General features: G+C 56.6%; 27 protein-coding genes. 8 read left to right on the top strand and 19 right to left on the bottom strand.

The window, feature by feature from the left end; genetic code table 11:
- Positions 1–48: 48 nt before the first annotated feature.
- A complete protein-coding gene (rpmF, locus tag ACTJJA_RS04275) occupies positions 49–222 on the bottom strand; it encodes a 50S ribosomal protein L32 (RefSeq protein WP_003857964.1) in 174 nt (57 codons plus the stop codon).
- A gap of 16 nt (positions 223–238) precedes the next feature.
- Positions 239–760 (bottom strand): 23S rRNA accumulation protein YceD, encoded by a 522-nt coding sequence (gene yceD / locus ACTJJA_RS04270; RefSeq protein WP_006174678.1) that lies wholly within the window; start codon positions 758–760, stop codon positions 239–241.
- A 140-nt stretch (positions 761–900) separates the two neighbouring features.
- On the opposite strand from yceD, the gene ACTJJA_RS04265 reads away from it, so the two are divergent.
- On the top strand, positions 901–1,485 hold the full coding sequence (locus ACTJJA_RS04265; protein WP_440666363.1) for a Maf family protein: 585 nt from the start codon (positions 901–903) through the stop codon (positions 1,483–1,485).
- A gap of 66 nt (positions 1,486–1,551) precedes the next feature.
- Here ACTJJA_RS04265 and rluC read toward each other — a convergent pair whose 3' ends face one another.
- Positions 1,552–2,499 carry a 23S rRNA pseudouridine(955/2504/2580) synthase RluC gene (rluC, locus tag ACTJJA_RS04260; protein WP_440666361.1) on the bottom strand — a complete coding sequence of 316 codons (948 nt, stop codon included), beginning with the start codon at positions 2,497–2,499 and terminating at the stop codon, positions 1,552–1,554.
- Between the two features lie 572 nt (positions 2,500–3,071).
- On the opposite strand from rluC, the gene rne reads away from it, so the two are divergent.
- Positions 3,072–6,179 (top strand): ribonuclease E, encoded by a 3,108-nt coding sequence (rne, locus tag ACTJJA_RS04255; RefSeq protein WP_440666359.1) that lies wholly within the window; start codon positions 3,072–3,074, stop codon positions 6,177–6,179.
- Positions 6,180–6,219: 40 nt separating this feature from the next.
- Here rne and ACTJJA_RS04250 read toward each other — a convergent pair whose 3' ends face one another.
- A complete protein-coding gene (locus ACTJJA_RS04250) occupies positions 6,220–7,197 on the bottom strand; it encodes a LysR family transcriptional regulator (protein ID WP_120158553.1) in 978 nt (325 codons plus the stop codon).
- 67 nt (positions 7,198–7,264) lie between these two features.
- On the opposite strand from ACTJJA_RS04250, the gene ACTJJA_RS04245 reads away from it, so the two are divergent.
- Entirely contained in the window at positions 7,265–8,479 is a 1,215-nt protein-coding gene (locus ACTJJA_RS04245; RefSeq protein WP_440666356.1) for an MFS transporter, read from the top strand.
- Between the two features lie 76 nt (positions 8,480–8,555).
- Here the strand turns inward: ACTJJA_RS04245 and flgL are convergent, their stop codons facing one another.
- The 11 genes from flgL to flgB form a co-directional block, all read right to left on the bottom strand.
- Positions 8,556–9,509: a flagellar hook-associated protein FlgL gene (gene flgL / locus ACTJJA_RS04240; protein ID WP_440666354.1), complete on the bottom strand. Its 954-nt coding sequence runs from the start codon at positions 9,507–9,509 to the stop codon at positions 8,556–8,558.
- A gap of 15 nt (positions 9,510–9,524) precedes the next feature.
- Complete coding sequence (flgK, locus tag ACTJJA_RS04235; RefSeq protein WP_010429667.1) at positions 9,525–11,165, bottom strand: flagellar hook-associated protein FlgK; 1,641 nt, start codon at positions 11,163–11,165, stop codon at positions 9,525–9,527.
- Between the two features lie 75 nt (positions 11,166–11,240).
- The gene (gene flgJ, locus ACTJJA_RS04230) at positions 11,241–12,194 is read right to left on the bottom strand and encodes a flagellar assembly peptidoglycan hydrolase FlgJ (protein WP_010429665.1); all 954 of its coding nucleotides are present in this window, start codon (positions 12,192–12,194) and stop codon (positions 11,241–11,243) included.
- Positions 12,194–13,291: a flagellar basal body P-ring protein FlgI gene (locus ACTJJA_RS04225; protein ID WP_010429662.1), complete on the bottom strand. Its 1,098-nt coding sequence runs from the start codon at positions 13,289–13,291 to the stop codon at positions 12,194–12,196. The genes flgJ and ACTJJA_RS04225 overlap by 1 nt, the downstream gene beginning before the upstream one ends.
- A gap of 12 nt (positions 13,292–13,303) precedes the next feature.
- A complete protein-coding gene (flgH, locus tag ACTJJA_RS04220; protein WP_126543703.1) occupies positions 13,304–14,002 on the bottom strand; it encodes a flagellar basal body L-ring protein FlgH in 699 nt (232 codons plus the stop codon).
- Between the two features lie 57 nt (positions 14,003–14,059).
- Positions 14,060–14,842, bottom strand: a complete 783-nt coding sequence (gene flgG / locus ACTJJA_RS04215) for a flagellar basal-body rod protein FlgG (RefSeq protein WP_000625853.1) — start codon at positions 14,840–14,842, stop codon at positions 14,060–14,062.
- A gap of 11 nt (positions 14,843–14,853) precedes the next feature.
- Positions 14,854–15,609, bottom strand: coding sequence for a flagellar basal body rod protein FlgF (locus ACTJJA_RS04210; protein ID WP_010429655.1), 756 nt, complete (start codon positions 15,607–15,609; stop codon positions 14,854–14,856).
- 20 nt (positions 15,610–15,629) lie between these two features.
- Complete coding sequence (flgE, locus tag ACTJJA_RS04205; RefSeq protein WP_089599871.1) at positions 15,630–16,880, bottom strand: flagellar hook protein FlgE; 1,251 nt, start codon at positions 16,878–16,880, stop codon at positions 15,630–15,632.
- Positions 16,881–16,906: 26 nt separating this feature from the next.
- On the bottom strand, positions 16,907–17,617 hold the full coding sequence (gene flgD, locus ACTJJA_RS04200; protein WP_010429650.1) for a flagellar hook assembly protein FlgD: 711 nt from the start codon (positions 17,615–17,617) through the stop codon (positions 16,907–16,909).
- An 11-nt stretch (positions 17,618–17,628) separates the two neighbouring features.
- A complete protein-coding gene (flgC, locus tag ACTJJA_RS04195; protein WP_010429647.1) occupies positions 17,629–18,033 on the bottom strand; it encodes a flagellar basal body rod protein FlgC in 405 nt (134 codons plus the stop codon).
- Between the two features lie 3 nt (positions 18,034–18,036).
- Positions 18,037–18,453: a flagellar basal body rod protein FlgB gene (flgB, locus tag ACTJJA_RS04190; RefSeq protein ID WP_010429643.1), complete on the bottom strand. Its 417-nt coding sequence runs from the start codon at positions 18,451–18,453 to the stop codon at positions 18,037–18,039.
- A gap of 157 nt (positions 18,454–18,610) precedes the next feature.
- On the opposite strand from flgB, the gene flgA reads away from it, so the two are divergent.
- The 3 genes from flgA (at position 18,611) to flgN (ending at position 20,087) form a co-directional block, all read left to right on the top strand.
- On the top strand, positions 18,611–19,270 hold the full coding sequence (gene flgA, locus ACTJJA_RS04185; RefSeq protein ID WP_089599870.1) for a flagellar basal body P-ring formation chaperone FlgA: 660 nt from the start codon (positions 18,611–18,613) through the stop codon (positions 19,268–19,270).
- Between the two features lie 93 nt (positions 19,271–19,363).
- Complete coding sequence (gene flgM, locus ACTJJA_RS04180) at positions 19,364–19,657, top strand: flagellar biosynthesis anti-sigma factor FlgM (protein WP_010429637.1); 294 nt, start codon at positions 19,364–19,366, stop codon at positions 19,655–19,657.
- Between the two features lie 4 nt (positions 19,658–19,661).
- On the top strand, positions 19,662–20,087 hold the full coding sequence (gene flgN / locus ACTJJA_RS04175; RefSeq protein WP_108418043.1) for a flagella biosynthesis chaperone FlgN: 426 nt from the start codon (positions 19,662–19,664) through the stop codon (positions 20,085–20,087).
- A 59-nt stretch (positions 20,088–20,146) separates the two neighbouring features.
- Here the strand turns inward: flgN and murJ are convergent, their stop codons facing one another.
- The 4 genes from murJ to rimJ form a co-directional block, all read right to left on the bottom strand.
- Complete coding sequence (gene murJ, locus ACTJJA_RS04170) at positions 20,147–21,682, bottom strand: murein biosynthesis integral membrane protein MurJ (RefSeq protein WP_089599868.1); 1,536 nt, start codon at positions 21,680–21,682, stop codon at positions 20,147–20,149.
- Positions 21,683–21,811: 129 nt separating this feature from the next.
- On the bottom strand, positions 21,812–22,735 hold the full coding sequence (locus ACTJJA_RS04165) for a Gfo/Idh/MocA family protein (RefSeq protein WP_440666347.1): 924 nt from the start codon (positions 22,733–22,735) through the stop codon (positions 21,812–21,814).
- A 2-nt stretch (positions 22,736–22,737) separates the two neighbouring features.
- Positions 22,738–23,388: a YceH family protein gene (locus tag ACTJJA_RS04160; RefSeq protein WP_440666345.1), complete on the bottom strand. Its 651-nt coding sequence runs from the start codon at positions 23,386–23,388 to the stop codon at positions 22,738–22,740.
- 9 nt (positions 23,389–23,397) lie between these two features.
- The gene (rimJ, locus tag ACTJJA_RS04155; RefSeq protein ID WP_010429626.1) at positions 23,398–23,982 is read right to left on the bottom strand and encodes a ribosomal protein S5-alanine N-acetyltransferase; all 585 of its coding nucleotides are present in this window, start codon (positions 23,980–23,982) and stop codon (positions 23,398–23,400) included.
- Positions 23,983–24,219: 237 nt separating this feature from the next.
- Here rimJ and mdtH point away from each other — a divergent pair, with 237 nt between their 5' ends.
- Both mdtH and ACTJJA_RS04145 read left to right on the top strand, forming a co-directional pair.
- Positions 24,220–25,428: a multidrug efflux MFS transporter MdtH gene (gene mdtH / locus ACTJJA_RS04150; protein ID WP_440666343.1), complete on the top strand. Its 1,209-nt coding sequence runs from the start codon at positions 24,220–24,222 to the stop codon at positions 25,426–25,428.
- A gap of 124 nt (positions 25,429–25,552) precedes the next feature.
- A complete protein-coding gene (locus tag ACTJJA_RS04145) occupies positions 25,553–26,113 on the top strand; it encodes a lipoprotein (RefSeq protein WP_420985162.1) in 561 nt (186 codons plus the stop codon).
- Positions 26,114–26,203 lie beyond the last annotated feature (90 nt).

Here is a 26,203-nt window from a genome sequence, read left to right as displayed (position 1 = left end):
CGTTTGCACGGGGAAATCCTCACTAAGCCTAATCACGCGTTAGCGTGATTACTTAGTGATAACCTTGCGGCCGCGGTAGAAACCGTCAGCGGTGATGTGGTGACGCAGGTGTTTCTCACCAGAAGTCTTGTCTACAGACAGGCTGGTAACTGCAGTCAGCGCGTCATGGGAACGACGCATGCCACGTTTGGAACGGGTTGGTTTATTCTGTTGTACGGCCATGGACCTTACTCCTTAATTACTTACGCTTTAAGCTGGCTAATACGGCAAATGGGTTTGGTTTTTGCGCTTCATCAGGCAGTTCCCCAAAGACCATGTCCGCCTCGGACACTTCACAGTGTTCAGAATCATGCACCGGAACCACTGGCAAGGTGAGGATGATTTCATCTTCAACCAGAGCCAGAAGATCGATTTCACCGAATTCGTTAACCTCAATCGGCTCATACGCTTCCGGGAGTGCTTCAGCCTGCTCGTCAGAACGAACGGGACTGAAACAATACGTTGTGTGAACATGCTGTACAAACGGTTTCCCGCAACGCTGACATTCGAGGGTTACCGTCACCTTTGCATCACCGGTTAAAACGGCGAGACGCTGGTTGTCGATAGCGAACGACATGGAGCATTCTACATCACTGTCCACACTGACTACGGATTCGGCAATACGCTCAGCCTGATCGGAAGAATAGATTCCTTCGTAATCAAGGCGTTTTTGAGCCGTACGAACCGGATCAAGAGTCAGGGGTAATTTTACCTTTTGCATAGGGCGCGCATATTAACTTTGTAACGTCATAGAGTCAAAGAAAAAGGCAACCAGAGCTGCCTTTTGCCAATTATTCGCACACATTGCGGCCTGTAGTTTAAAATGGCTGGCATCGATACGCTATATCTGGTGATAAAAATATGCCAAATCTCGTTCTCGCCTCCACTTCACCCTACCGTCGAATGCTGCTGGAAAAGCTCGGGATCCCGTTTGAATGCGCTGCCCCCGACGTTGACGAAACGCCACACCCGGGCGAATCCCCGCGTCATCTGGTGACGCGTCTCGCACAAGAGAAAGCGCAATCGCTGGCCGCACGTTATCCCGCCCATTTGATTATAGGCTCCGATCAGGTTTGTGTACTGGACGGAGAGATCACCGGCAAGCCGCATACGGAAGAGAACGCCTGCCAGCAGCTTCTTCGTGCGCGTGGCACTATCGTAACCTTTTATACAGGGCTGGCGCTCTATAACTCCGCCTCAGGCCACCTGCAAACGGAATGCGAGCCGTTCGACGTGCACTTTCGCCATCTCAGCGAGCAGGAAATAACAGATTATGTCCGCCGGGAACGTCCGCTCAACTGTGCAGGAAGTTTTAAAAGTGAAGGATTGGGGATTGCGCTGTTCGACAAGCTGGATGGTCGTGACCCGAATGCGCTGGTCGGATTGCCGTTGATTGCACTGTGCCAGATGTTAAGGCGAGAAGCGTGTAATCCGCTGACGATGTGACTGGACCATTGGGGCCTGATGCCCTCACCCCGGCCCTCTCCCACCGGGAGAGGGAGCAAGGCATAATCAGCCGCGCAGAACCTTAAGACAGCGTTTCAGCTGCTCATCCAGCGGCGCTTCAATACGGATGACTTCCCCCGTATTAGGATGGGTAAACTTCAGCGCAGCCGCATGCAGGAACAGACGCGACAGCCCCGTGCCCGCCAGTTGTTTATCAAAATCGCGGTCGCCATAGCGGTCATCAAACGCAATAGGATGCCCGGCAAACTGGGTATGCACGCGAATCTGATGGGTACGCCCCGTCACCGGGCTGCAGCGCACCAGCGTGGCAAATTCATAGCGCTCTTCAACTTTAAAGCGCGTCTCGGACGGTTTCCCTTCCTGATTCACACGCACAATGCGCTCGCCGCTCTGCAGAATATTCTTCAACAGCGGTGCCTGCACCACTTTTACATGGGACTGCCACTGCCCGCGAACCAGCGCCAGGTAGTCTTTCTGCATTCCTTTTTCACGAAGCTGCTCATGCAAAGAACGCAGCGCAGAACGCTTTTTCGCCACCAGCAGCACGCCGGAGGTATCACGATCCAGACGATGCACCAGCTCCAGGAAACGGGCTTCCGGTCGAAGCGCGCGCAGCCCTTCAATCACGCCAAAGCTCAGGCCGCTGCCGCCGTGTACGGCTGTACCTGACGGTTTGTTCAGCACAAGGATATAGTCATCCTCATAAAGGATGACGTCACTCAGCGCAGCCACTTTTTGCAGCTTAGGCGAAACCGCCTCTTCTTCACGTTCAGCCACGCGCACCGGCGGGATACGCACTTCATCACCGGCTTCGAGCTTATACTCAGGCTTCACGCGTTTTTTGTTAACCCGCACCTCGCCCTTGCGCAGGATGCGGTAAATCATACTTTTTGGCACGCCTTTCAACTGGGTGCGTAAAAAGTTATCGATGCGTTGCCCCGCATAGTCATCCGCGATAGCAACAATTTTTACGGCTGGAGTCTCTGTTTTCATGGTTGGCGATTCTAAATATCGTCAGCCATTAGCGCCACTCATTTTTCTATGCTTATATTTACTTTTATCCGGCCTGCGCCCCGTTTCGCGCAATCGATTTGGTGGTTATTAAACCAATCACCACCTCGAAGTGAAGAAACTGTGAGTAACCGGGTGATAATTGGTAAAAGTCATCTTGCTATAACCCGGCGAGCAGTGGAATAATGAGGCTGTTTTCCGTGTTAAATCCAGGTTAAGTAAGGATGTCGACGGAATGACCAATTTTGTCTGACCGATCATCCACGCAGCAATGGCGTAAGACGTATTGATCTTTCAGGCAGTTAGCGGGCTGCGGGTTGCAGTACTTCCCGGTATAAGGATTGTTTTCTGGAGAGTTCTACCCAGGCAATTCCCCTGATAATTGCGCTGTGTTTCCGTATGAAATACAGGCAACCGACACTCTGCGCCTCTTAAGCGAGCGACAACCGTGAGGTTGGCGACGTGAACAGACACGAGGCCATCGGTTCATACCCCGGAAAGCGTCACCTTGCCCGCAGCTTTGTCGTCAATGTAAGAATAACGAGTAAGTTACGATGAAAAGAATGTTAATCAACGCAACTCAGCAAGAAGAGTTGCGTGTCGCCCTTGTGGATGGGCAGCGCCTGTACGATCTGGATATCGAAAGTCCTGGACACGAACAGAAAAAAGCGAACATTTACAAAGGTAAAATCACCCGCATTGAACCAAGCCTTGAAGCTGCATTTGTCGATTACGGTGCTGAGCGTCACGGTTTCCTCCCTCTTAAAGAAATCGCCCGCGAATATTTCCCTGCAAACTACAACGCCCATGGCCGCCCAAACATCAAAGATGTTCTGCGTGAAGGTCAGGAAGTTATCGTCCAGATTGATAAAGAAGAGCGTGGCAACAAAGGTGCCGCACTGACGACCTTCATCAGCCTGGCGGGGAGCTATCTGGTTCTGATGCCAAACAACCCGCGTGCGGGTGGTATCTCTCGCCGTATCGAAGGTGATGACCGTACCGAGCTGAAAGAAGCGCTGGCAAGTCTTGAACTGCCGGACGGCATGGGGCTTATCGTGCGTACCGCAGGCGTAGGCAAATCTGCCGAAGCGCTGCAGTGGGACTTAAGCTTCCGTCTGAAGCACTGGGAAGCTATCCAGAAAGCAGCAGAAAGCCGCCCTGCTCCGTTCCTGATCCACCAGGAAAGCAACGTTATCGTGCGTGCCTTCCGTGATTACCTGCGTCAGGACATCGGCGAAATTCTGATTGATAACCCGAAAGTGCTTGAGCTGGCTCGCCAGCACATCGCCGCGCTGGGTCGTCCGGATTTCACCAGCAAAATCAAACTGTACACCGGTGAAATCCCGCTGTTCAGCCACTATCAGATTGAATCCCAGATTGAATCCGCCTTCCAGCGTGAAGTGCGTCTGCCATCCGGTGGTTCTATCGTTATCGATACGACCGAAGCGCTGACCGCTATCGACATCAACTCCGCGCGTGCAACCCGCGGCGGTGATATCGAGGAGACCGCCTTCAACACCAACCTTGAAGCCGCTGATGAAATCGCCCGCCAGCTCCGCCTGCGCGACCTGGGTGGTCTGATCGTTATCGACTTCATCGACATGACCCCTGTTCGTCACCAGCGTGCGGTTGAAAACCGTCTGCGCGAAGCGGTGCGCCAGGACCGTGCTCGTATCCAGATCAGCCATATTTCTCGCTTTGGCCTGCTGGAGATGTCCCGTCAGCGTCTGAGCCCATCACTGGGTGAGTCCAGCCATCACGTTTGCCCGCGCTGTTCCGGTACCGGTACCGTGCGTGATAACGAATCGCTGTCCCTCTCTATTCTGCGTCTGATTGAAGAAGAAGCGCTGAAAGAGAACACCAAAGAAGTTCACGCCATTGTGCCGGTGCCCGTAGCCTCTTACCTGCTTAACGAAAAACGTGCAGCGGTAAGCGCAATCGAAGCACGTCAGGGCGGCGTTCGCTGCATTATCGTGCCAAACGACCAGATGCAGACCCCGCACTATCACGTGCTGCGTGTGCGTAAGGGCGAAGAGACGACCACCCTCAGCTACCTGCTGCCGAAGCTGCATGAAGAAGAGATGGCATTGCCATCCGATGAAGAGCCTGCCGAGCGTAAACTGCCTGAGCAGCCTGCATTAGCCACCTTCATTATGCCGGAAGCGCCGCCGGAAGCCGTGCTGGAAAAACCAGCGGCTAAACCTGCTGCGCAAAAACCTGCCCCAGACGTGGCGAAAGCCCAGCCAGAGCAACCAGGTCTTCTGAGCCGCTTCTTCGGCGCGCTGAAGAAGATGTTTGCTGGCGAAGAAGTTCAGCCGGAGCAGCCAAAAGAAGCACCGAAAGAAGCGAAGCCTGAGCGTCAGCAGGATCGTCGTAAGCGCCAGAACAACCGCCGCGATCGTAATGACCGCAGCGACCGTAACGACCGTCGCGACAACCGTTCTGATAACAACGAAGGCCGTGAGCAACGCGAAGATAACCGTCGCAACCGTCGCGAGAAACAGCAGCAGAATGTTGAAGATCGCGAAATTCGCCAACCGGCGGGCGATGAGTCCGAGAAGAGCAAACAGCGCGACGAGCAGCAGCCTCGCCGCGAGCGCAATCGTCGTCGCAACGACGAGAAGCGTCAGGCGCAGCAGGAAGTTAAAAACCTGAACCGCGAAGAGCCTGTTGAACAGCAAGACGCTGAGCAGGAAGAACGTACTCAGGTTATGCCGCGTCGTAAGCAGCGTCAGCTGAATCAGAAAGTCCGTTTTGCTTCTGAAACGACCGAAGAGACAACTGTTGTTACGGAAACCGTCGCCGAAAGCGCGCCGCAGACCCAACTGGCGAAAGTTGATCTGCCAGCAGTGGTAGAGAACAACGCCGAGCAGGACGATAACGGCGAAGGTCGTGATAACGCAGGCATGCCGCGTCGTTCACGTCGTTCTCCTCGTCACCTGCGCGTGAGCGGTCAGCGTCGTCGCCGTTATCGTGACGAGCGTTACCCGACTCAGTCTCCAATGCCGTTAGCTATCGCGTGTGCGTCACCTGAAATGGCATCCGGTAAAGTCTGGATCCGCTACCCGGTTGCTCGCCCGGAGCAGATTGTTGAAGAACAGTCTGTCACCGAAGAGGTGATTGCACCTGTCGTTGCAGCTGAAGAGGTTGTGGCTGCAGCAGCGACGGTGGTTGAGCCGCAGGCTGTGGAAGCCGAAGCCCCACAGGCGGTTGAAGTGGAAACCACCCATCCTGAAGTGATTGCTGCCCCGGTTGATGCCGCACCGCAGTTCATCGCCGAAGAAGACGCGGTCGTGGCCGAAGAGGTTGCTGAAGAAGTTGAAGCCGCCGCGCCGGTTGAAGACACCGCTGACGCTGTTATCGAAACGGTGACAGAAGAGGTGGTTCAGGAGGTTGAACTTGACGTTGAACCGGTTCGTGAAGCTGAAGAAGCTCCAGCGCCTGAGGTAAAACCAGAGCCAGTGGTTACTGCGCCAGCGGCTGCACACGTTGCAACGGCACCCATGACTCGCGCACCTGCGCCTGAGTATGTGCCGGAAGCACCGCGTCAAAGCGACTGGGTTCGCCCGGAGTTCAACTTTGACGGCAAAGGTTCCGCAGGTGGTCACAGCGCGACGCATCAGGCGACTGCACCGGCAACCCGCCCCCAGTCTGTTGAGTAACACGCGTTAAGACGAAAAGCCGACCTCAGGGTCGGCTTTTTTATTGCGCATTTGCTGGCTTTCTCATTCCGGCTATACCCGGCATCACCTGCTTCATCATCTCCAGAAAACGTCGCAAGCGCGCCGGATAGTATCGCGACCACGGATAAACCAGATGGACGGGCAGCGCCGTGGGTTGCCACTCGGGCAGAAGAGGGATTAAGCGCCCTTCCTGAATATCCTCTTTCACCGTCCAGCTTGATACCAGCGCCACCCCCAGCCCGGTCAGGGCCGTATTTCGCGCCACGTACAGGCTGTCCGTGCTCAGACGTGGCGTAATGGCAATACGTGTCGGCTGCGCTGCACCATCAAACAATTCAACGTGTCGCTGGTAGAAGGTGCTGATGGCAATCCAGGGCAGCGCCTGCAAATCCTCTGGCTTGCTAACCTTTGGGAAGCGTGCCAGCAACGCAGGAGAGGCGACGATGGAGCGCGGTACCTCTGCCAGCTGTACGGAAACCGTGGCGGGATCGACCTCGGCACCCACGCGGATCGCACAATCAATATTGTCGCTGAGGAAATCCACCGACTTATCGTTCAACATCCACTCAACGGAAAGCTGAGGATAACGCTGCAAAAACTCCGTCAACGGTTTCAGGAGCTGTTCCTGACCAAAGGCGTGCGGTGCCCGCACCCGCAATACCCCAACCGGTTCATCCTCCGCCTGACCGACTTCATCTTCCAGCGCCAGCCAGCTGTCAATCACCCGCCGGGCATGCTGATAGCAGCGTTCACCGTCGTCAGTGAGCCTGGTGGCATGGGTGGTTCGCAGCAGCAGGCGAGCCCCCAGCAAGGTTTCCAGAGACTGCAAACGTCGGCTTACCGTGGCCTGAGTCGTCGAAAGTTGCCTTGCCGCTGCCGAGAGCGAGCCGGTTTCCACGATGCGAACAAAAGTTCGCATCAGTTCTACCCTGTCTATACGTTCAACTCGCTTCATACTTTCCTCTGTCATACGCTTAACGTATAAGCGTTTTACCATCGGCCCCTCTACCGCCGCAAGGCGTAGTGATAAAAAATAGCCTCACACTATGACTGAGGAACGTCTTATGAACACAACAACTGCCTCCCATGCCGTGAGCCGCTGGGTGATATTAATGCTGGCTCTGGGTGCTGGTTTCAGCGTGGCATCCATTTACTACGCGCAGCCTTTGCTGCCGCTGATGGGCGCAGACCTTCATTTGAGCATTGAAGGAATGGGCCTGGTTCCGACGCTGACCCAGGCTGGCTACGCGCTTGGCATCCTCTTCCTGCTGCCGCTTGGCGATCGTCATGACCGCAGGACGCTGATTCTGATTAAAAGTGCCGCCCTGGCGCTGTTTCTTCTGGGCTGTAGTCTCACCGGGCAACTCCCTTCGCTGCTGCTGGCAAGCCTGCTGATTGGCATGGCCGCCACCATGGCGCAGGATATCGTTCCCGCTGCTGCGATTCTCGCCCCTGAAGGCAAGCAGGGGAAAACCGTAGGCACCGTCATGACAGGTCTGCTGCTGGGCATATTGTTGTCGAGAACCGTCAGCGGCGTGGTCGGTGAAGCCTTTGGCTGGCGGGTGATGTATCAGTTGGCTGCTGCAAGTATTGCCTTTGTCGGCGCGGTGATGTGGACCGTACTCCCACGTTTTGCTATTCACTCCACGCTGAGCTATCCCGCGCTGATGCGTTCCATGGAACACCTGTGGCGTCGTTACCCGGCACTGCGTCGCGCGGCGCTGGCTCAGGGTTTTCTGTCGATTGCCTTTAGCGCATTCTGGTCAACGCTGGCCGTGATGCTGCTGGAACGCTACCACCTGGGCAGCGCCGTGGCGGGCGGGTTTGGTATCGCAGGGGCCGCCGGGGCATTAGCCGCGCCGCTGGCAGGCGGGCTGGCGGATAAACTGGGTGCAGGAAAAGTGACGCAGCTGGGTGCCGCGCTCGTCACCGTCTCGTTTGCGCTGATGTTCCTGATGCCCGCCCTCGGCGTCCACGGGCAGCTGATTCTGATTGCCGTCTCCGCAGTGGGTTTTGACCTTGGCCTGCAGTCAAGCCTGGTGGCGCACCAGAATCTGGTCTACAGCCTTGAACCGCAGGCACGCGGTCGCCTGAATGCCCTGCTCTTTACGGTGGTGTTTATCGGGATGGCGCTAGGCTCAGCGCTCGGCAGCAAAATTTATACGATGGCAGGCTGGTCTGGCGTGGTGGCGCTGGCAACCCTGTGCGGCGTTATTGCCCTGGTCATCAGACTGATCGAAAACGCCCGGGTAACCTCCGCTCAGGCTGAAACCGTGTAAAAAAAATGCCCAGTCCATACGGACTGGGCAGTCAAAACATGCCCAGTTTCAAGACATGTTCTAAGAGGTCAAGACGTTATTTGTTCATCTGGAACAGGGACATCCCCTGCATATCGCTAAACGCCTTATAGGAGGCCTGCAGGGCCGCCTGCTGCATGGAGTAAGAAGAGATCACCGAGTTCCAGTCCACATCGACCAGGTCGCTCATCTGCTGCGTTTGGCCCAACGCACGGTCATCGCCCAGCGAATCCAGTTTGCCCAGCTCGTCCAGTTTGATCCCCAGATCTGCACGCACGGTCAGCACGTTGTTCAGCGAGTTGCTCAGGCCGCGGTTGGTTTTATCCATCGCCGCCGTAAACTCATCGGCTTTAGTCTGGTCGCCTTCAACCGGCGTATTCAGCGCAGCGATAGCGGTATCCAGGATCTTAAACAGGTTGGTTTCCGGCGCGCTGCCGTCCGGCTCCGGTTTCGCGTTACTGGTGAAGGTATCGAAAACTTCACTGCCCGTGTGGCTGATTTGCATGGTACGCGCGGCGTCAACCTGCTGGCTGATTGGCGTAGAGCCGCCGTTATAGGTGCCGGTCGTCTCGTCGAAGGCCGCCGCTTCCGTTTTGTAACCCGCAAAAATATAGCGTCCATTACCGTCGGTGCTGTTTGCCAGGTTCATCAGCTGATCGCGGATCCCCTGCAGGTTGGTGGCAAGCGACTGTCGGTCATCATCGCTCAGGGTTCCGTTACCGGCGTTAACCACTTTTTCCTGCGCGGTGATAATCGCATTCGTCACCTCTTTCAGCACGTTCTCTTCCAGCGACACCTTGGTCGTGGCAAAAGAACGCGCCAGCGCATACTGGCTGTTCTGCGTCTGCGCCTGGGAGAGCACAACGGCCTGTGACGCCGCAATCGGGTCATCGGAAGGACGGTTTACGCGCTTGCCGGTTGACATCTGCTCGCCATAGCCCAGCCAGAGACTCTGGGAGTTCGTCACTCCGCGCATGCTCTGCTCATACATCATTTGAGTACTAATACGCATTTTTTAACCCCGGCCTTAGCGAATGTTGATCAACGCATCAAACAGCGTGCTCGCCGTTTGCAGAACCTGTGCATTCGCCAGGTAATATTGCTGATAGCGCTGCAGGTTGCCGTATTCTTCATCCAGGTTAACCCCGGAAATCGACTGCTGCTGTTTGGTCAGCTGCGTTACCACATTGTCTTTCGTGGCGCTGCTGGTTTTCAGCGATGCCGTGGTGCTCCCCACCGTACTGACCAGTGACGCATAGGCATCGTTGAAGGTTTTGTTATTCCCCACCAGCTTCGCGCTCTGCAGATCCAACAGTTTTTGGCCGTTGGTATTGTCGCTATCGCCGCTGTCGCTGGCGGAGGCCATCGCCAGTTTGGATTCATCGCTAATCGCGACGTCCATATTCATAATGACGTCATTCACCGGTTTCACGATGAAGCTGTCTTTCTGGTTGGCCGCACCGGTGATGTTCACGTTCAGACCGTCAAACGACAGGTTACCGCTGCCGTCCGGCGTGGCCGTAAAGCTGGTTTTGTCAGACAGACGCGTGACCGTCCAGTTGGTCCCGTTGTACTCAACTTTATAGTTCGTCGCCTGCACCGCAGAGCTGTCCGTTACGCTCGCCGTTACCGACGCGCTGCCGGTGTTTTTGCTGTTACTCAGTACGGAAGGTGAACCGAAGTCGAACAGCTTGCCGCCCGCGTCGCCGTTGGCGTCGAACCCGGCTTCATGCTGTGTGTTCATCGCGTCGGCAAACGCCAGCGCCATCTGGTTAAGGGTGTTACGCGCTTTATCCAGATCTTCAGAACGGAAGGTCAACAGCCCACCCAGTGACCCTGTGGTGATCTGCTTTTCCGGGATCTCAACGTTTCCAGACGCTGCATCCACGTAGGCAATCGTGGTGCGCGACGGGTCAGCACTGGATTTCACCGCAGCCAGCTGGCTGGCAGTACTGCCCTGCACCAGGGTGTAACCGTTCGCGATGGAGATATTGTACGTACCGCTGTCCTGCACGGTCACGTCCACACCCACAATCTTGTTCAGCTCGCTCACCAGCTGATCGCGCTGATCGAGCAGTTCGTTCGGCGATGCGCCCGCGCCAACGCCGGTCAGACGGGAAATCTGATCGTTAAGGTTGGCTATCTGCTTAGCATAGTTATTGATCTGATCCACGCTGGTGGTGATCGCGGTGTTCACCTGCGCATCCTGATCGCGAAGATACTGATCGTTGGTTTTAAACTGGTTTACCAGGCCATCCGCTTTGCCAATCACCGTCTGGCGCGCAGCCGGGTCTTCGGCATTACTCACCAGCGTTTGCAGGCTCTTGAAGAAATCCTGCAGCGTGGTCGAAAGCGAGTTGGTGGTATCGGAGAGCACGTCGTCAATCTTTGACATCTGCTGATAGCGCGTTGTCAGCCCGCTGCTCTGCGTCTGTGCGGCGCGCAGCTGGTTGGTAATGAAGGCGTCATACTCACGCTGCACGCCGGAGACATAAACCCCGTTCCCCACCCAGCCACCGCCGGTCAGCGTGCTGTTAGCCGCGCCCAGAATGGTGTTCTGGCGGGTGTAACCTGCCACGTTATAGCTTGAAATATTATTACTTACGGTATTAAGTGCCGCCTGTGCCGCACTGAGGCCACTCATGGCGCTGTTAATCAAACTGGACATGGGGGTTCCTTTTATACTTTCAGACACGAGTCCTGATGAAGGTTATCGGCAGCCTCCACCGGGACTTGAGAACTTTCAGAACAGATTTTCAATATCGGTGCTATAGGCTTTACTCACCTTCTCACCCATCGATTTCAGCTGCTGGATCATGCTGGTGAGCTTGCGCGCATAGTTCGGATCGGTAGCGTATCCTGCATTCTGCAATGCCTGCGCGCCCTGCTCCGGCGTCGATGCCTGCGTCACGGCGGTATAGCGTGGGTTTCGGCTTAACAGGCCGACGTAATCTGACAATGCTTCAAGGTAGGAGCTGTAAACGCGGAATTTGGCTTTAACCTTCACTGCCGCGCCGTTTTCGTATTCGGTGGTGGTGATCTCGGTTGTCGGCCCCTTCCAGCTGGAGGTGGCTTTCACGCCAAAGATGTTGAAGCTCGGATCGCCGTTTTCCTTACGGATTTGACGCTGGCCCCAGCCCGACTCAAGGGCCGCCTGGGCCAGGATCAGGTGATGCGGTACCCCGCTCTGCTCGCTGGCCAGTCGCGCAGGCAGAGAAAGCTGCGCCAGGAAGTCCTTACTGTCGCCGGAGAGCGGCTCGTCGCGCGTCTCTGCGGGCTTCGGCATGGCCTTACGCACCATCTGCGTCAGCGCCTGGTTCTGATAACTGGTCACCGTTTCGATGTCGAACTTCATCGGCACCTGCTGCGGCTGATCCTCAGGCTGAATACCCTGTGCGGCAGCGGTCTGTTTGACAATCATGTCAGCCAGTCCGAGCCCTTTACCGGCGGTCATCTGCTGTGCAATCTGCTGGTCATACATGCTGGTGTAAAGCCGCGTGGAATCGCTGCTGAACATCCCGTCTTTCGGCAGGGTCTCACGCATGCTTTTCAACATCATCTGCACGAACATCCCTTCCACCTGGCGGGCGACCGGGCGGATATTCGCCGCCGGGTCTTTGCCTGCTTTGGTTTTCAGTTCGTTCAGCGACTGGGCATCCCAGGCGGCACCGGTCAGCAGTTTGCTATCGGTCAGCATTAGATGATTTCCAGTTTGGCGCGCAGGCAGCCTGCACTTTGCATCGATTGCAGAATCGACATCAGATCCATCGGCGTCGCGCCCAGCGCATTCAGGGCGCGCACCACGCTGTTCAGGTTCGCGCTGGAACGCACGCTTTGCAGCGAGCCGCCGCTCTGGCGCAAATCAATCTGCGTTTGCGGTGTCACCACCGTCTGACCGCCACCAAATGGCGTGTCCGGCTGGCTGACGTTGGCGGAGCGGTTCACCGTCACGGAGAGGTTACCCTGTGCCACGGCACAGCTGTCCAGCGACACCTCGCGGTTCATCACCACTGACCCGGTGCGTGAGTTGATGATGACTTTGGCATCCTGCACCGGCACGTTCACTTCCATATTCTGGATATCCGCCAGCATACGCACCTGGTTACTGTTACCCGAAGAGGTCCGGATCTGCACGGTACGCGCGTCCAGCGCCGTGGCGCTCCCGTAGCCGCGGCTGCGGTTGATGGTGTCGGCAATTTGCTGCGCCATCGTGAAGTCTTCATTATTAAGCTGCAGGTTGATGGTATTTCCTGCGCCAAACTGGGTTGGCAGCTCGCGCTCGATGATGGCTCCGTTAGTGATACGCCCGCCGTTCAGCTGGTTCACCTGCACGCTGCTCCCGCCCGCAGAGGCACCCGCACCGCCAACCAGAATGTTACCCTGCGCCAGGGCATAGACCTGGCTGTCGACACCCTTAAGCGGCGTCATCAGCAGCGTGCCGCCGCGCAGGCTTTTGGCGTTACCCATGGAGGAGACCACCACGTCGATGGTCTGCCCCTGACGCGCAAACGCCGGATAGGACGCGGTCACCATCACAGCCGCCACGTTTTTCAGCTGCATGTTGGTCCCGGCAGGGACGGTAATACCAAGCTGCGAAAGCATGTTGTTCAGGGTCTGGGTGGTGAACGGCGTTTGGGTGGTCTGGTCACCCGTACCGTCCAGCCCCACCACCAGGCCATAGCCAATCAGCGAGTTCTCGCGCACGCCCTGAACGCTGGTCAGGTCGCGAATACGGTCAGCCTGAGCGAAGGTTGCCACCAGCGCCAGCGCCACGGCGAAGATCGTTTTAAACATGGGTCACCTCGCTTACATCGGCGATAAGTTAAGGAAGAAACGCTGCAGCCAGCCCATATTTTGCGCTTCATTGATATAGCCGTTACCGACGTATTCAATGCGCGCATCCGCCACCTGGGTGGACGGTACGGTGTTGGTGCCGCTGATGGTGCGAGGGTTAACCACACCGGAGAAGCGAATGAACTCAGTGCCCTGGTTAATGGCGATCTGTTTTTCACCCACAACGTGTAAATTGCCGTTAACCAGCACCTGGTCAACCGTCACCGTCAGCGTGCCGCTGAAGGTGTTACTGGCGTTCGCACCACCTTTACCGTTAAAGGTATTGCCGCCAGACGCCTCAACATCCGCACGCGCATTGCCGAACAGGCCCTGCAGATAGCGTGGAACGGTGTCGAAGCCAAAATTGGTTTTGCCATCGCGGCTGGCGTTCGCCGACGAGCTCTTGCTCGCACTGACGTTTTCCTGCAGCACAATGGTCAGCGTATCGCCAACGTTACGCGGGCGACGATCTTCAAACAGCGGCTGATAGCCGTAGTTAATCGGCTGCGCGGTCTGGAAAATGGAGCCGTTCACCACGGGCGCGGGGCCGGGAACAGGCTGGGCGGTCGTCGCACCCTCGACCAATGGTTTAGACGGGATCCAGGCACACCCGCTGAGGGTGACGGCCAGAACAGTCAGTATCGGATAACGAAACGCCGCGTTTTTTTGCATTGCCTTCATCTTCGAAAACAGGGAGTCGGTGCGGCGTTGACCGCACCGGGCTGCACCTTAGAGTTGCGTCAGTTTCTGCAGCATCTGGTCGGTCGTCGACACTGCTTTACTGTTAATTTCATACGCGCGCTGAACCTGGATCATATTCACCAGCTCTTCCGCCACGTTAACGTTCGAGGTTTCAACATAACCCTGATACAGCAGACCCGCGCCGTTCAGTCCCGGCGTACTTTCATTTGGCGTACCGGAGGACTGGGTTTCGGTGTAGAGGTTCTCACCAATGCTTTCCAGACCGGTATCGTTCATGAAGGTGGTCAGGTTGAGTTGTCCAACCTGAACGGGTGCGGCCTGACCCTGCTGAGTGACGCTCACGATACCGTCGCGCCCGATGGTGATGCTCAGGGCATTCGCCGGAATGGTGATTGCAGGCTGAACCTGGAAACCGCCCGCCGTCACCAGTTGGCCGTTCTGATCGACCTGGAATGAGCCGTCACGGGTGTAGGCTGAGGTACCGTCAGGCAGCTGCACCTGGAAGAAACCCTGCCCTTTGATGGCGACATCTTTACTGTTGTTGGTCTGAGACAGGTTGCCCTGGCTGTGCAGACGCTCGGTCGCCACCGGACGCACGCCGGTACCAATCTGCAGACCGGACGGCAGCGTCGTTTGCTCAGAAGACTGAGCACCCGGCTGGCGAATGGTTTGATAAAGCAAATCTTCGAAAACCGCACGCTGACGCTTGAAACCATTGGTGCTGACGTTTGCCAGGTTGTTGGCAATCACATCCATGTTGGTTTGCTGCGCGTCCAGGCCTGTTTTCGCGATCCATAAAGAACTGATCATAAGGAGTCCTGTTAACTCATAGCCAGAAGTTGGTTAGCCTTGCTCGCGTTTTCATCCACGCTGCTGATAATTTTCATCTGCATTTCAAAACGGCGGGCGCTGGCGATCATGTCGGTCATGGCTTCAACCGGCTTGACGTTACTGCCTTCCAGCACGCCGGACATCACGCGAATGCTCGGGTCAGCCTGGAGCGTAGCGCCACGGGTGGCCTGTGCCGCCTGGGTCAGACGGAACATGCCGTCATCGCCGCGCTGCACCTCTTTGCCTTCCGCTTTAACCAGCTTCAGACGCCCGACGGGCGCAACGGTGTTGGCCGGGTCGCCCGGATTCAGCGCCGAGATGGTGCCGTCTGCCGCGATGGTCAGCTCTGAGCCTTCCGGCACCGTGAGCGGACCGGCTTCGCCCATCACCGGATGACCCTGAATGGTCAACTGCCCGGTTGCGCTCACCTGGATATTACCGTTACGGGTATAGCCTTCACCGCCGTCTGCCGTTTGCACCGCCAGCCAGCCGTCCTGCTGAAGGGCAACGTCCAGCGGACGCGAGGTGTAATCCATCTGGCCCGGCGTCATATCGGCACCGGGAGTGGATGCCGTCACCAGCGTACGCGTGGGCAATGAAAGCCCTTCGACCGGCACCGCACGCAGCGCATTAAGCTGCGCGCGAAAGCCCGGCGTGGAGGCGTTTGCCAGGTTGCTGGCGGTAACGGCCTGCTGATTGAGCGTCTGGCTTGCCGCGCCCATCGCTGTATATATTGCGTGATCCATTGCGCGTTCCTGTTAGCCGCTTAACGCAGGTTAACCAGCGTGTTGAGGATCTGATCCTGCGTTTTGATGGTCTGCGCATTCGACTGGTAGTTACGTTGCGCGACAATCATGTTCACCAGCTCTTTACTCAGGTCCACGTTAGAGGCTTCCAGCGCGCCGTTGGTCAGCGTACCGAAGTTACCGGTACCCGCCGTGCCGAGCAGCGCAACGCCGGAGGACTGGCTTGCAGACCAGACGTTGTCGCCTTCAGATTTCAGGCCTTCGTTGTTAGCGAAGTTTGCCAGCACGATCTGCCCCAGAACCTGCGTCTGTTCGTTGGAGTAGTTACCCACAACGGTACCGTCGTCGTTAATCTGATAGCTCACCAGATCGCCCGGCTTGTAGCCGTTCTGGGTGGTCCCGACAACGTTGTTGGCACCGGTATTCTGCTGCATGGAGTTCTGGAAGCTCAGGGAGAACGTCGCAGGCGTCGCGCCGCTCACCGAACCGGTGGTGATGTTGATGGCCGGGGTGGCGTTTGGCGTCGCGCTCAGCACGCCAGCCGCGTTGTAGTTGTACACGCCCGCCAGGTTACCGTTGCTGTCGAAACTCATTTGAGCGGCTTTGGTTGCTGGAGAACCGGCAACGCTACCGTCCTGGGTGTACAGATCCCATTTGTTGTCTGCTGTTTTGACGTAGTAGACATACATGTTGTGGGCGTTACCCTGGGTATCGAATACGGTCACGGTCCCTTTTTTGTTGTAGGTATCCGGGTTAGTCGCATCGAACGCGGCAGTCTGCGCATCATCCGTGGAGTTCAGGTTGATCTGCTGGGTTGCCGTTGTAGTCGCCTTCGCGGCCATCAGGGTGTTAGGGATGGTAATCGCCTGCGGGTTCGCACCGGTCTGCACCGTTGGTGGCGTACCTGCAACCGGATAGCCGGTCAACTGCATCCCCTGCATGTTCACCAGGGTACGGTTTTCGTCGAGCTTAAACTGGCCGTTACGGCTGTAGAACACTGAGCCGTTGGAATCCACCATACGGAAGAAACCGTTCTGGCTGATGGCAACGTCCAGACCACGACCGGTATTGGTGGTTGTACCGTCGGTAAAGTCCTGAGTGATACCCGCGACTTTAACGCCCAGGCCGACTTTAGAGCCTGCAAACATATCGGCAAACGAGGCCGAACCGGATTTAAAACCATAGGTCGCGGAGTTGGCGATGTTGTTGCCAATGACGTCCAGGTTGGTGGCCGCAGCATTCAGGCCGCTGACCGCTTGAGAAAAGGCCATGACTTACTCCTGATAAGTGTAAAGGCTTAGATAATCTGCCGAACTTCGTCGAGTGTGGTGGTACCAGAGGTACCCAAATCCAGTTTGTTGCCATCGCTACTTTTGATGACGCCCTGAACCAGTGCAAACTGCAGCGGCTGCGCAACCAGCTGGGTGGTCCCGGTGCTGGCGCTGATCGCCACCTTATAGGAACCGTTTGGCGCTTTGGTGCCGTCGGTCAGGCTGCCATCCCAGGTGAAGGTATGCACACCTGCTTTCAACTCACCGATGTCGATGGTGCGTACCACGGCACCGGTCGAGTCGGTGATCGTCGCGGTCACTTTGTCAGCCGCCTGCTGCAGCTCAACGCCAAACGGCGTGGTGGTGGTGGTTGAGGTGCCATCGGTGGTGCTGGTGCCCGCCAGAATGGTGGTCCCCGGGATCATCACCCCGTGACCAATCAGGTTGGCTGCCTGCAAAGACTGGCTGTTGTCGATTTGACCGGAGACGGAGCCGAGCGTGGTATTCAGTTTCTCAATGCCGCTCACGGTACTGATCTGCGCAAGCTGCGTGGTCAGTTCGTTGTTCTGCATCGGGTTGGTAGGATCCTGGTTCTTCAGCTGCGCCACCAGCAGCGTTAAGAAGCTGCTTTGCAGATCGTTAGCACTGCTTCCGGTCAGGGAGCTGGAACCGGAGGTCGTACTGGCACTGCTGACCCCCGTATTCGTTGGGTCATTCATACTGACGGCAATGGACATGCGTGTCTCCTTTACTGGCCGAGCGTGAGTGTTTTGAGCATCATGCTCTTCACGGTGTTGAGCACTTCGACGTTTGCCTGATAGCTGCGCGAGGCGGACATCGAGTTCACCATCTCACCGACCACATCCACGTTAGGCATCTTCACGTAACCACTGGCATCGGCGAGCGGGTTGCCCGGTTCATACACCAGCTTGTCAGGTGCCTGGCTCTCCACCACGTCAGAGACTTTCACGCCGCCTGTTGCCGCACCCGGTGCAGCATCGACCTGAAAGACCACCTGTTTTGCTTTATAGGGCTGTCCGTCAGGACCGGTTACGCTGTCGGCGTTAGCGAGGTTACTGGCGGCAACGTTCAGACGCTTGGACTGTGCCGTTAACGCCGAACCGGCGATATCAAAAATATTCAGCAAAGCCATGGATTAGTTGCCCCCTTGCAGGACGGTCATCATGCCTTTAATTTGTCCGCCGAGTAGGGTCAGACCCGTCTGGTACTGCAGGCTGTTATCGGCAAACTGCGTACGCTCCCGGTCCATGTCGACGGTGTTGCCGTCAAGCGATGGCTGGTCGGGAATGCGATAAAGTAAATCGGTCGTGGGCGCGGTCATCGCCTGAGCAGGAATATGGCGTGAGGATGTCAGTGCAAGTGCGACACCCGTTCCTTCGGCACGTCCACGCTCCATCACTTTTTTAAGTTCACTGGAAAAATCAATATCGCGCGCCTGATACCCCGGGGTATCGGCGTTGGCAATATTGGCGGCTAAAATCTCCTGCCGCTGGGCGCGTAAATTGAGCGCTTCCTGCTGAAAACGTAACGCGGCGTCGAGTTTATCGAGCATGTCTCCTCCGCTGATGGCAAAATTTCAGTTCACAGCTTAAATCTCACCCCGTCTCCCCTATCGACGGAATAAGCGCAAAATGCGTCGCTATTTATTGCGTTGATGTAAAACCACTGCGGGTAGAATCCTCTCAATTCTGGAAACGGTGGGATGTGCAATGCGGACGATAAAACGAGGCCTGGCGGCAACCTTATTGCTTTTAAGCCCTCTGGCGCAGGCTGAAAACTTACAGGCTCAGCTGACGACTTTTTTTGCACAGCAGTTGGCGGGCTTTAGTGATGAAGTCAGCGTCACCGTTCGCACGCCGCCTAATCTCTATCCCTCCTGCGAACAGCCCTCATTCACCGTGACCGGCACGACAAAGCTGTGGGGTAACGTGAACGTGCTGGCGCGCTGCGCCAACGAAAAACGCTATTTACAGGTTGCGGTTCAGGCGACGGGCAATTATGTTGTTGCCGCCGCGCCCATTGCCCGCGGCAGCGTACTGCAGGCCAGCAGCGTGACGCTTAAACGCGGTCGACTGGATCAGCTTCCGCCGCGAACGATGCTGGACATAAACCAGGCACAGGACGCGGTCAGCCTGCGCGATATGGCACCAGGCCAGGCCATTCAGCTCTCCATGCTGCGTAAAGCGTGGCGGGTGAAAGCGGGTCAACAGGTGATGGTGGTTGCCAACGGAGACGGCTTTAGTATCAACAGTGAAGGTAAGGCATTAAACAATGCCGCCGTGGCGCAAAATGCCCGGGTCAGAATGTCTTCAGGCCAGGTGGTTAGCGGAACCGTCGATTCTGATGGGAATATTCTGATTAACCTATAATCTTTTTAAAGATTTCGCGGTGCCTGCCGATAAATATTCAACTAATGATGATGTCAGGCGCAAACGCCGCGAACCCTCGATGAGGACAACACTATGAGCATTGATCGTACATCAGCCCTGAAGCCGGTTAGCACTGTACAACCTCGCGAAACGAATGACGCTCCCGCGCAGAAAACGCGTCTGGAAAAACCGTCTACGGCTAACAGCACCAGCGTGACCCTGAGCGACGCGCAGTCCAAACTGATGCAGCCGGGCAGCAGCGATATCAACATGGAACGTGTTGAAGCGCTGAAAACGGCCATTCGTAACGGCGAGCTGAAAATGGATACCAGCAAAATCGCTGACGCGCTGATCGAGGAAGCGCAGAGTTTCTTACAGAGTAAATAACCGTATGAGTCGACTGTCAGAAATACTGGATCAGATGACGGTTGTCCTGAACGACCTGAAAACGGTAATGGATGCTGAACAACAACACCTGTCTTCGGGTCAAATCAACGGCAGCGCGTTGCAACGCATTACTGAAGACAAAAGTTCGCTTCTGGCGACGCTGGATTACCTTGAGCAGCAGCGACGCGCTGAACAGGATCAGAAGCGCAGCGCCAACGATGAAATTGTCGAACGCTGGCAAACGATTACGGAAAAAACCCAGCATCTGCGCGATCTCAACCAGCATAACGGTTGGTTACTTGAGGGACAGATGGTGCGTAATCAGCAGGCTCTGGAAGTATTAAAGCCCCATAAAGAGCCGGGGCTGTACGGTGCGGATGGTCAGACGGCCACGGCACGCATTACGGGCGGGAAAAAGATTTCGATTTGACGCCTTAGCGGCAAATCAGGCAGTGGGGAGCACCATAAGGTGAACTCCCCTTTTGGCGTTTATGCCGTACGGCGGGTGAACTCTTTCACCTTGAATCCCAACACCGCGAGCGTGGCGAAGTATGCCACCACGCCGACCACTACAACGGCCATCAGGCGCATCAGGCGGAATGGCATGGTGCCCGCTGACCAGTCCGGCATGACATACAGCATGCCCAGCAATGCCGCCGACATCACCAGCACCGCGATCACCAGACGCACAAGAAAACGCGACCAGCCCGGCTGCGGCGTGAAAATATCCTGCTTACGCAGCTGCCAGTACAGCAGCCCGGCATTCAGGCAGGCCGCCAGACCAATCGACAGCGCCAGCCCGGCGTGTCTCAGCGGACCAATAAACGCCAGGTTCATCAGTTGGGTCATAATCAGCGTCACAATGGCGATTTTCACCGGCGTTTTGATGTCCTGGCGTGAATAGAATCCCGGTGCCAGCACCTTCACGACAATCAGCCCCATCAACCCTACCGAATAGGCAATAAGCGCCTGCTGGGTCATGGCGGCGTCATGGGCGGTAAATTTACCGTACTGGAACAGCGACACCGTCAGCGGTTTCGCCAGAATCCCCAGCGCCACCGCGCTCGGCAGCGCCAGCAGAAAGCAGAGACGCAGCCCCCAGTCCATCAGGCGGCAATACTCATCGTGGTTGCCGCTGGCAAAGCTTTTGGAGAGCGACGGCAGCAGGATGGTCCCCAGCGCCACGCCCAGCACGCCGGACGGAAACTCCATCAGACGGTCAGCGTAGTACATCCATGAGACCGAACCAGACACCAGGAAAGAGGCAAAAATGGTGTTGATGATGAGTGAGATCTGGCTGACGGAAACCCCGAGGATCGCGGGCCCCATCTGCTTAATAACCCGCATCGCACCGGCATCTTTAAGGTTGATACGCGGCAGGACCAGCATGCCGATTTTCTTCAGGTGCGGCAGCTGGTAAGCAAGCTGCAGCACGCCGCCCACGGTCACGGCCCAGGCCAGCGCCAGCACCGGCGGATTGAAATGGGGTGCGGCAAACAGCGCAAAGCCGATCATGCTGACGTTAAGAAACGTCGGCGCAAACGCCGGGACGGAGAAGCGGTTCCAGGTATTGAGTATCGCCCCCACCAGCGAGGCCAGCGAGATCAGCAGAATATAGGGGAAGGTAATGCGCAGAAGCTGCGAGGTCAGGGCAAATTTATCCGCCGTATCCGCAAAGCCCGGTGCCGTCACCATAATCACCCAGGGCGCGGCCAGCATCCCGATGACGGTCACCACCGCCAGCGCCAGGGTCAGTAACCCCGAGACGTAAGAGACAAAAACGCGGGTCGCGTCCTCGCCCTGCTTGCTTTTATATTCTGCGAGAATCGGCACGAAGGCCTGGGAAAACGCGCCTTCCGCAAAAATACGGCGTAGTAAGTTCGGCAATTTGAACGCGACGAAAAAGGCGTCCGTGGCCATCCCTGCACCAAATACCCTTGCCACAATGGCGTCGCGCGCAAAGCCGAGCACGCGGGAAAACATGGTCATCGAGCTGACGGCCGCCAGCGATTTTAATAAGTTCATTAACGTGAATTTCCAGAACCATACGGATTTGTAGACCGGGTAAGCGTAAGCGCCACCCGGCAAAGCCAACAAGCGGCGCTTAGTCTAACCGGATTTCAACGAATTACTATCCGCAGATGTTACAGCGAGTTATTCACTCATGGCGTCGCGCCAGAGCCTTTCTACAATGCGCTGCGCCAGAATCGCCTGCTCGCCGGAGGTTTCAGGAACCGTCTGATTTTGTACGCAGGTGATAAAGTGACGAGCACACCCGGCAAAACCGCGCTGCTCCAGCGTGCTCTGCCAGCCGGGAACAGGCAGCGTCACCACGCCGTTGCCCTTCTCTTCTCGCCACTCACGCATGTCCGTAATGTCGACCAGCGCGCCGTCGGTCACCGCCTGCACGGATTCACGCTGGCTACCGGCCCGACGGTGCATGCTGGTGGTCACCTGAAGATGCTCAACGGCAAAGTGGTGTTCCGCATAGACCATCTGCCCCTGATCGTTTGTCAGCAGCGTGCCGCTTTTCAGCTGTGCATTGCCGTCCGTCAGCCATAACGCCGTATCCACAACGTGAAGATAATCATCCAGCAGGGTGAAGCGCAGATCGTTCGGCCCGACGCTGTCGGTACGGTGCTTATCCATCCGCAGCGAGGCAAGCGTGCCCGACTGCGCCTTAAGCTGCTGATAAAGCGGTGCGAAGCGGCGGTTGAAGCCCACCATCAGCGTCAGCTTTTTGCGCGCGGCAAGCTCAATCAGCCGTTCGGCATCCTGAACATTTTCTGCCAGCGGCTTATCCACGCAGACGTGGACACCCGCGTTGAGCAGCTCGCTCACCACCTGATAGTGCGTTGCCGTTGAGGTATGCACAAATACCGCATCGCACTCGCGGGCTAACGCCTGAAGCGAGCTGGCATACGGAATGCGCCAGGTTTCACAGATGCGTTCGGCCTTCTCGCGCGTGGGCGACCAGGCCCCCTGCAGCGTCCAGTCAGATGCTGCGCCCAAAACCGGTAGCCACGCTTTTTGCGCGATACCGCCCAGACCGACCACGCCAATGCGTAATTTTTTCACTGTTAGTCTCCCAGATGTGCCAGCAACGCATCCAGACGTTGTTTTAGCCCGGCGACCTCGTCTTCCAGCGCCTCTACGCGCGCGGCAAGGCTGTCATTGCGTTCAGGAAGATCCGAGTCAGCCGTCGCGCTTGCGTCGTCAACGTCACCGCTGAACAGATGCATATAGCGGCTTTCGCGTTTTCCCGGCTCGCGCGCCAGACGCACCACGTAAGGGCCATCCTCACGAGCCGCCAGCCCTTCAAGCGTCTGTTCGACCTCCTGCATATCGCTGAACTCATGCATACGGGAAGCGCGCGTCCGCAGTTCCCCTGGCGTCTGCGCCCCCCGCAGCAACAGCGTGGTGATGACCGCCACTTCCGCGCTGCTCAGCTTCAGGTCGCCAAATTCGGAGTTACAAAAGCGCTGCTCATACTTAGTGACGCGGTTACCGAAGCCGCTGACGGTGCGCAGGTAGTGGCGTTTGACCAGCGCATCCAGCACGTCCTGAACATCATGCTCGCTGAGGTTCATCACCGGCTCACGGTTGGTTTTTTGGTTGCAGGCCATCGTCACGGCGTTGACCGAAAGCGGATACTGTTCCGGCGTGGTGACCTGTTTTTCCAGCAGGCTGCCGACAACGCGCGCTTCTGCACCGCTTAACTGATATTTCATCTTTTCTCCTTAACGACCTGCAGTCCAGTCCGGGGTGGTTAATGCGGTGAGGACATGATCGCGCCATTCGCCATCGATAAGCAGATAGTCTTTGGCGTAGCCCTCTTTCTCAAAGCCTAAGCGCGCCAGCAAATCCCCGCTGCGCTGATTATGCGGCATGTAGTTCGCCATAATACGGTGAATATGTTGCGTACGTTGCATGTAGCGGATTGCCGCCGTTAACGCCTCAAACATCAGCCCCTGCCCCTGCCATTTCTGACCGATAGAGTAGCCGAGATAACAGGCGTGGAACGATCCGCGCACCACGTTAGAAAAATTGGCGATGCCGATAATCTCTTTTTCTTCCGGATCCAGCAGCGCGAAATAAAACGCGCTGCCCTGTTTGTGAAATTCCGCGATCATACTGAGACGCGCCTGCCAGCCGGAGGGGTAACAATGGCTCTCATCCCGAACGGGTTCCCAGGGCTTTAAAAACTGGCGATTCTCGGCGTAATAATCCGCCAGACGCCAGGCATCACGCTCATGCACCAGACGAACGACGAGCCTGTCCGTTGTCAGACGCACTTTTGGCACATTGCTGCGATAGCCAAACATCGATACCACTCCTTCCCGTCACTTCTGTTCTATCGATTAGCTTTACTATACCTGCGCCTGCGCCGTCTGTGAAAACAGTGACATACCATTTTGACCTCTTTTCACATTTTTCGATGAGAACTCTCTATCAAAGCACCCTTTTGATAAAAAAATATTGTCACACCCGGGGGTGGGAAAAAACGCGGCGACACCGCAGAATGTTAGCGTGCTCACCGTCTTATTTTCCCTGGAGGGAAAATGTCCCGCGTATCACAGGCCAGGAGCCTGGGTAAATATTTCCTGCTCGTCGATAACATGCTGGTCGTGCTCGGCTTTTTTGTCGTTTTTCCGCTTATTTCGATCCGCTTTGTCGATCAGATGGGCTGGGCGGCATTAATGGTTGGCATTGCACTGGGGTTGCGCCAGTTTGTCCAGCAGGGTCTGGGCGTCTTTGGCGGGGCCATTGCTGACCGCTTCGGCGCTAAACCGATGATCGTTACCGGCATGCTGTTACGCGCGGCAGGCTTTGCCACGATGGCAATCGCCCACGAGCCCTGGCTGCTGTGGTTCTCCTGCTTCCTCTCCGGGATTGGCGGCACCCTGTTCGATCCGCCTCGCACCGCGCTGGTGGTGAAGCTGATCCGCCCGCAGCACCGGGGACGCTTCTTCTCAATTCTGATGATGCAGGATAGCGCTGGCGCGGTGATTGGCGCACTGCTGGGCAGCTGGCTCCTGCAGTATGATTTCCGTCTGGTCTGTGCGACTGGTGCGGTGTTGTTTATTCTCTGCGCCTTGTTCAATGGCCTGTTCCTGCCCGCGTGGAAACTGTCGACGGTGAAAGCACCGGTGCGAGAAGGCCTGGGCCGCGTTTTGCGCGACAAACGCTTTGTCACCTATGTGCTCACCCTGACGGGGTACTACATGCTGGCGGTGCAGGTCATGCTGATGCTGCCGATCATGGTTAACGACATTGCAGGAACCCCTGCCGCCGTGAAGTGGATGTATGCCATTGAGGCCTGCCTGTCACTGACGCTCCTTTACCCGATAGCCCGCTGGAGCGAGCGCCGCTTTCGTCTGGAGCATCGCCTGATGGCAGGGCTTCTGCTGATGACGCTGAGCATGATGCCCATCGGGCTCGTGAATTCGCTGCAGCAGCTGTTCATGCTGATTTGCACCTTCTACATCGGATCGATCGTTGCCGAACCCGCGCGTGAAACGCTGAGTGCCTCACTGGCCGATGCGCGCGCGCGTGGCAGCTATATGGGGTTCAGTCGACTTGGGCTCGCCCTTGGCGGCGCGCTGGGCTATGCCGGAGGCGGCTGGCTGTTCGACGCTGGTAAAGCGCTGAGCCAGCCGGAACTGCCGTGGATGATGCTCGGTGTGGTGGGCTTTATGACCCTGCTGGCCCTGTGGTGGCAATTCAGCCAGAAGCGCAGCGCGAGCGGCATGCTCGAACCCGGCGCCTAGTTCTTCTTTCTGGCGGGCATCCTATCCCGCCTCAATTCTCAGTTTTTTCTGCTGGTTTCTCCTTATTCACACTGACATACTGGCGTATCAGGACAGATGCGCCGATTTTTCGTTGAGGAACACTATGAAGAAGATTGTCATTGCCGCTGCGTTAATTGTGAGTGGCCTGCTGGCAGGCTGTAACCAGCTTACGCAGTACACCGTCAGTGAGCAGGAAATTAATCAGGCGCTGGAAAAACATAATAACTTTGCCAAAGACATCGGCGTCCCGGGCCTTGCCGATGCCCATATCGTCCTCAGCAATCTCGCCAGCCAGATTGGTCGCGAAGAGCCGAACAAAGTCACCCTTTCCGGTGACGCCACGCTGGATATGACCTCATTATTCGGCAACCAGAAAGCCGATATTAAGCTGAAGCTCAAGGCGCTGCCGGTCTTCAACAAAGAGAAAGGGGCCATTTTCCTGCAGGAAATGGAGATCGTCGATGCGGTCGTCACGCCGGACAAAATGAAGCCGGTACTGCAAACTCTGATGCCTTATCTGAATCAGTCGCTGCGTAATTACTTCAACCAGCAACCCGCCTATGTCTTGAGCGAAGACAAGAGCAAGGGTGAAGCGCTCGCGAAAAAGTATGCAAAAGGGATAGAGGTGAAACCGGGAGAAATCATTATTCCTTTCACCGATTAACCTGAAGGGCGCGGAAGCGCCCTTTTTTTTCGCAGAAAAGTGTGCAAACGAAAACGTTTCCGCTTATGATTTGTGTCCGGCAAAAACAGC

Source organism: Enterobacter sp. 22452, assembly GCF_052045065.1.
Classification (GTDB): domain Bacteria; phylum Pseudomonadota; class Gammaproteobacteria; order Enterobacterales; family Enterobacteriaceae; genus Enterobacter; species Enterobacter mori.
Note: the sequence above shows the minus strand (reverse complement) of the source record. Positions and strands in the feature narration are given on the sequence as shown.

Excerpts from the sequence above, each read along its gene's own strand:
- flgL (WP_440666354.1), bottom strand. The coding sequence starts at position 9,509 with ATGCGTATTAGTACTCAAATGATGTATGAGCAGAGCATGCGCGGAGTG.
- ACTJJA_RS04225 (WP_010429662.1), bottom strand. The coding sequence starts at position 13,291 with ATGTTTAAAACGATCTTCGCCGTGGCGCTGGCGCTGGTGGCAACCTTC.
- ACTJJA_RS04210 (WP_010429655.1), bottom strand. The coding sequence starts at position 15,609 with ATGGATCACGCAATATATACAGCGATGGGCGCGGCAAGCCAGACGCTC.
- flgH (WP_126543703.1), bottom strand. The coding sequence starts at position 14,002 with ATGCAAAAAAACGCGGCGTTTCGTTATCCGATACTGACTGTTCTGGCC.
- flgN (WP_108418043.1), top strand. The coding sequence starts at position 19,662 with ATGAGTCGACTGTCAGAAATACTGGATCAGATGACGGTTGTCCTGAAC.
- flgB (WP_010429643.1), bottom strand. The coding sequence starts at position 18,453 with ATGCTCGATAAACTCGACGCCGCGTTACGTTTTCAGCAGGAAGCGCTC.
- flgM (WP_010429637.1), top strand. The coding sequence starts at position 19,364 with ATGAGCATTGATCGTACATCAGCCCTGAAGCCGGTTAGCACTGTACAA.
- mdtH (WP_440666343.1), top strand. The coding sequence starts at position 24,220 with ATGTCCCGCGTATCACAGGCCAGGAGCCTGGGTAAATATTTCCTGCTC.
- flgG (WP_000625853.1), bottom strand. The coding sequence starts at position 14,842 with ATGATCAGTTCTTTATGGATCGCGAAAACAGGCCTGGACGCGCAGCAA.
- flgA (WP_089599870.1), top strand. The coding sequence starts at position 18,611 with ATGCGGACGATAAAACGAGGCCTGGCGGCAACCTTATTGCTTTTAAGC.
- yceD (WP_006174678.1), bottom strand. The coding sequence starts at position 760 with ATGCAAAAGGTAAAATTACCCCTGACTCTTGATCCGGTTCGTACGGCT.
- ACTJJA_RS04145 (WP_420985162.1), top strand. The coding sequence starts at position 25,553 with ATGAAGAAGATTGTCATTGCCGCTGCGTTAATTGTGAGTGGCCTGCTG.
- rluC (WP_440666361.1), bottom strand. The coding sequence starts at position 2,499 with ATGAAAACAGAGACTCCAGCCGTAAAAATTGTTGCTATCGCGGATGAC.
- flgK (WP_010429667.1), bottom strand. The coding sequence starts at position 11,165 with ATGTCCAGTTTGATTAACAGCGCCATGAGTGGCCTCAGTGCGGCACAG.
- flgD (WP_010429650.1), bottom strand. The coding sequence starts at position 17,617 with ATGTCCATTGCCGTCAGTATGAATGACCCAACGAATACGGGGGTCAGC.
- ACTJJA_RS04245 (WP_440666356.1), top strand. The coding sequence starts at position 7,265 with ATGAACACAACAACTGCCTCCCATGCCGTGAGCCGCTGGGTGATATTA.
- ACTJJA_RS04250 (WP_120158553.1), bottom strand. The coding sequence starts at position 7,197 with ATGGTAAAACGCTTATACGTTAAGCGTATGACAGAGGAAAGTATGAAG.
- ACTJJA_RS04160 (WP_440666345.1), bottom strand. The coding sequence starts at position 23,388 with ATGAAATATCAGTTAAGCGGTGCAGAAGCGCGCGTTGTCGGCAGCCTG.
- flgC (WP_010429647.1), bottom strand. The coding sequence starts at position 18,033 with ATGGCTTTGCTGAATATTTTTGATATCGCCGGTTCGGCGTTAACGGCA.
- flgJ (WP_010429665.1), bottom strand. The coding sequence starts at position 12,194 with ATGCTGACCGATAGCAAACTGCTGACCGGTGCCGCCTGGGATGCCCAG.
- ACTJJA_RS04265 (WP_440666363.1), top strand. The coding sequence starts at position 901 with ATGCCAAATCTCGTTCTCGCCTCCACTTCACCCTACCGTCGAATGCTG.
- rpmF (WP_003857964.1), bottom strand. The coding sequence starts at position 222 with ATGGCCGTACAACAGAATAAACCAACCCGTTCCAAACGTGGCATGCGT.
- rne (WP_440666359.1), top strand. The coding sequence starts at position 3,072 with ATGAAAAGAATGTTAATCAACGCAACTCAGCAAGAAGAGTTGCGTGTC.
- rimJ (WP_010429626.1), bottom strand. The coding sequence starts at position 23,982 with ATGTTTGGCTATCGCAGCAATGTGCCAAAAGTGCGTCTGACAACGGAC.
- flgE (WP_089599871.1), bottom strand. The coding sequence starts at position 16,880 with ATGGCCTTTTCTCAAGCGGTCAGCGGCCTGAATGCTGCGGCCACCAAC.
- murJ (WP_089599868.1), bottom strand. The coding sequence starts at position 21,682 with ATGAACTTATTAAAATCGCTGGCGGCCGTCAGCTCGATGACCATGTTT.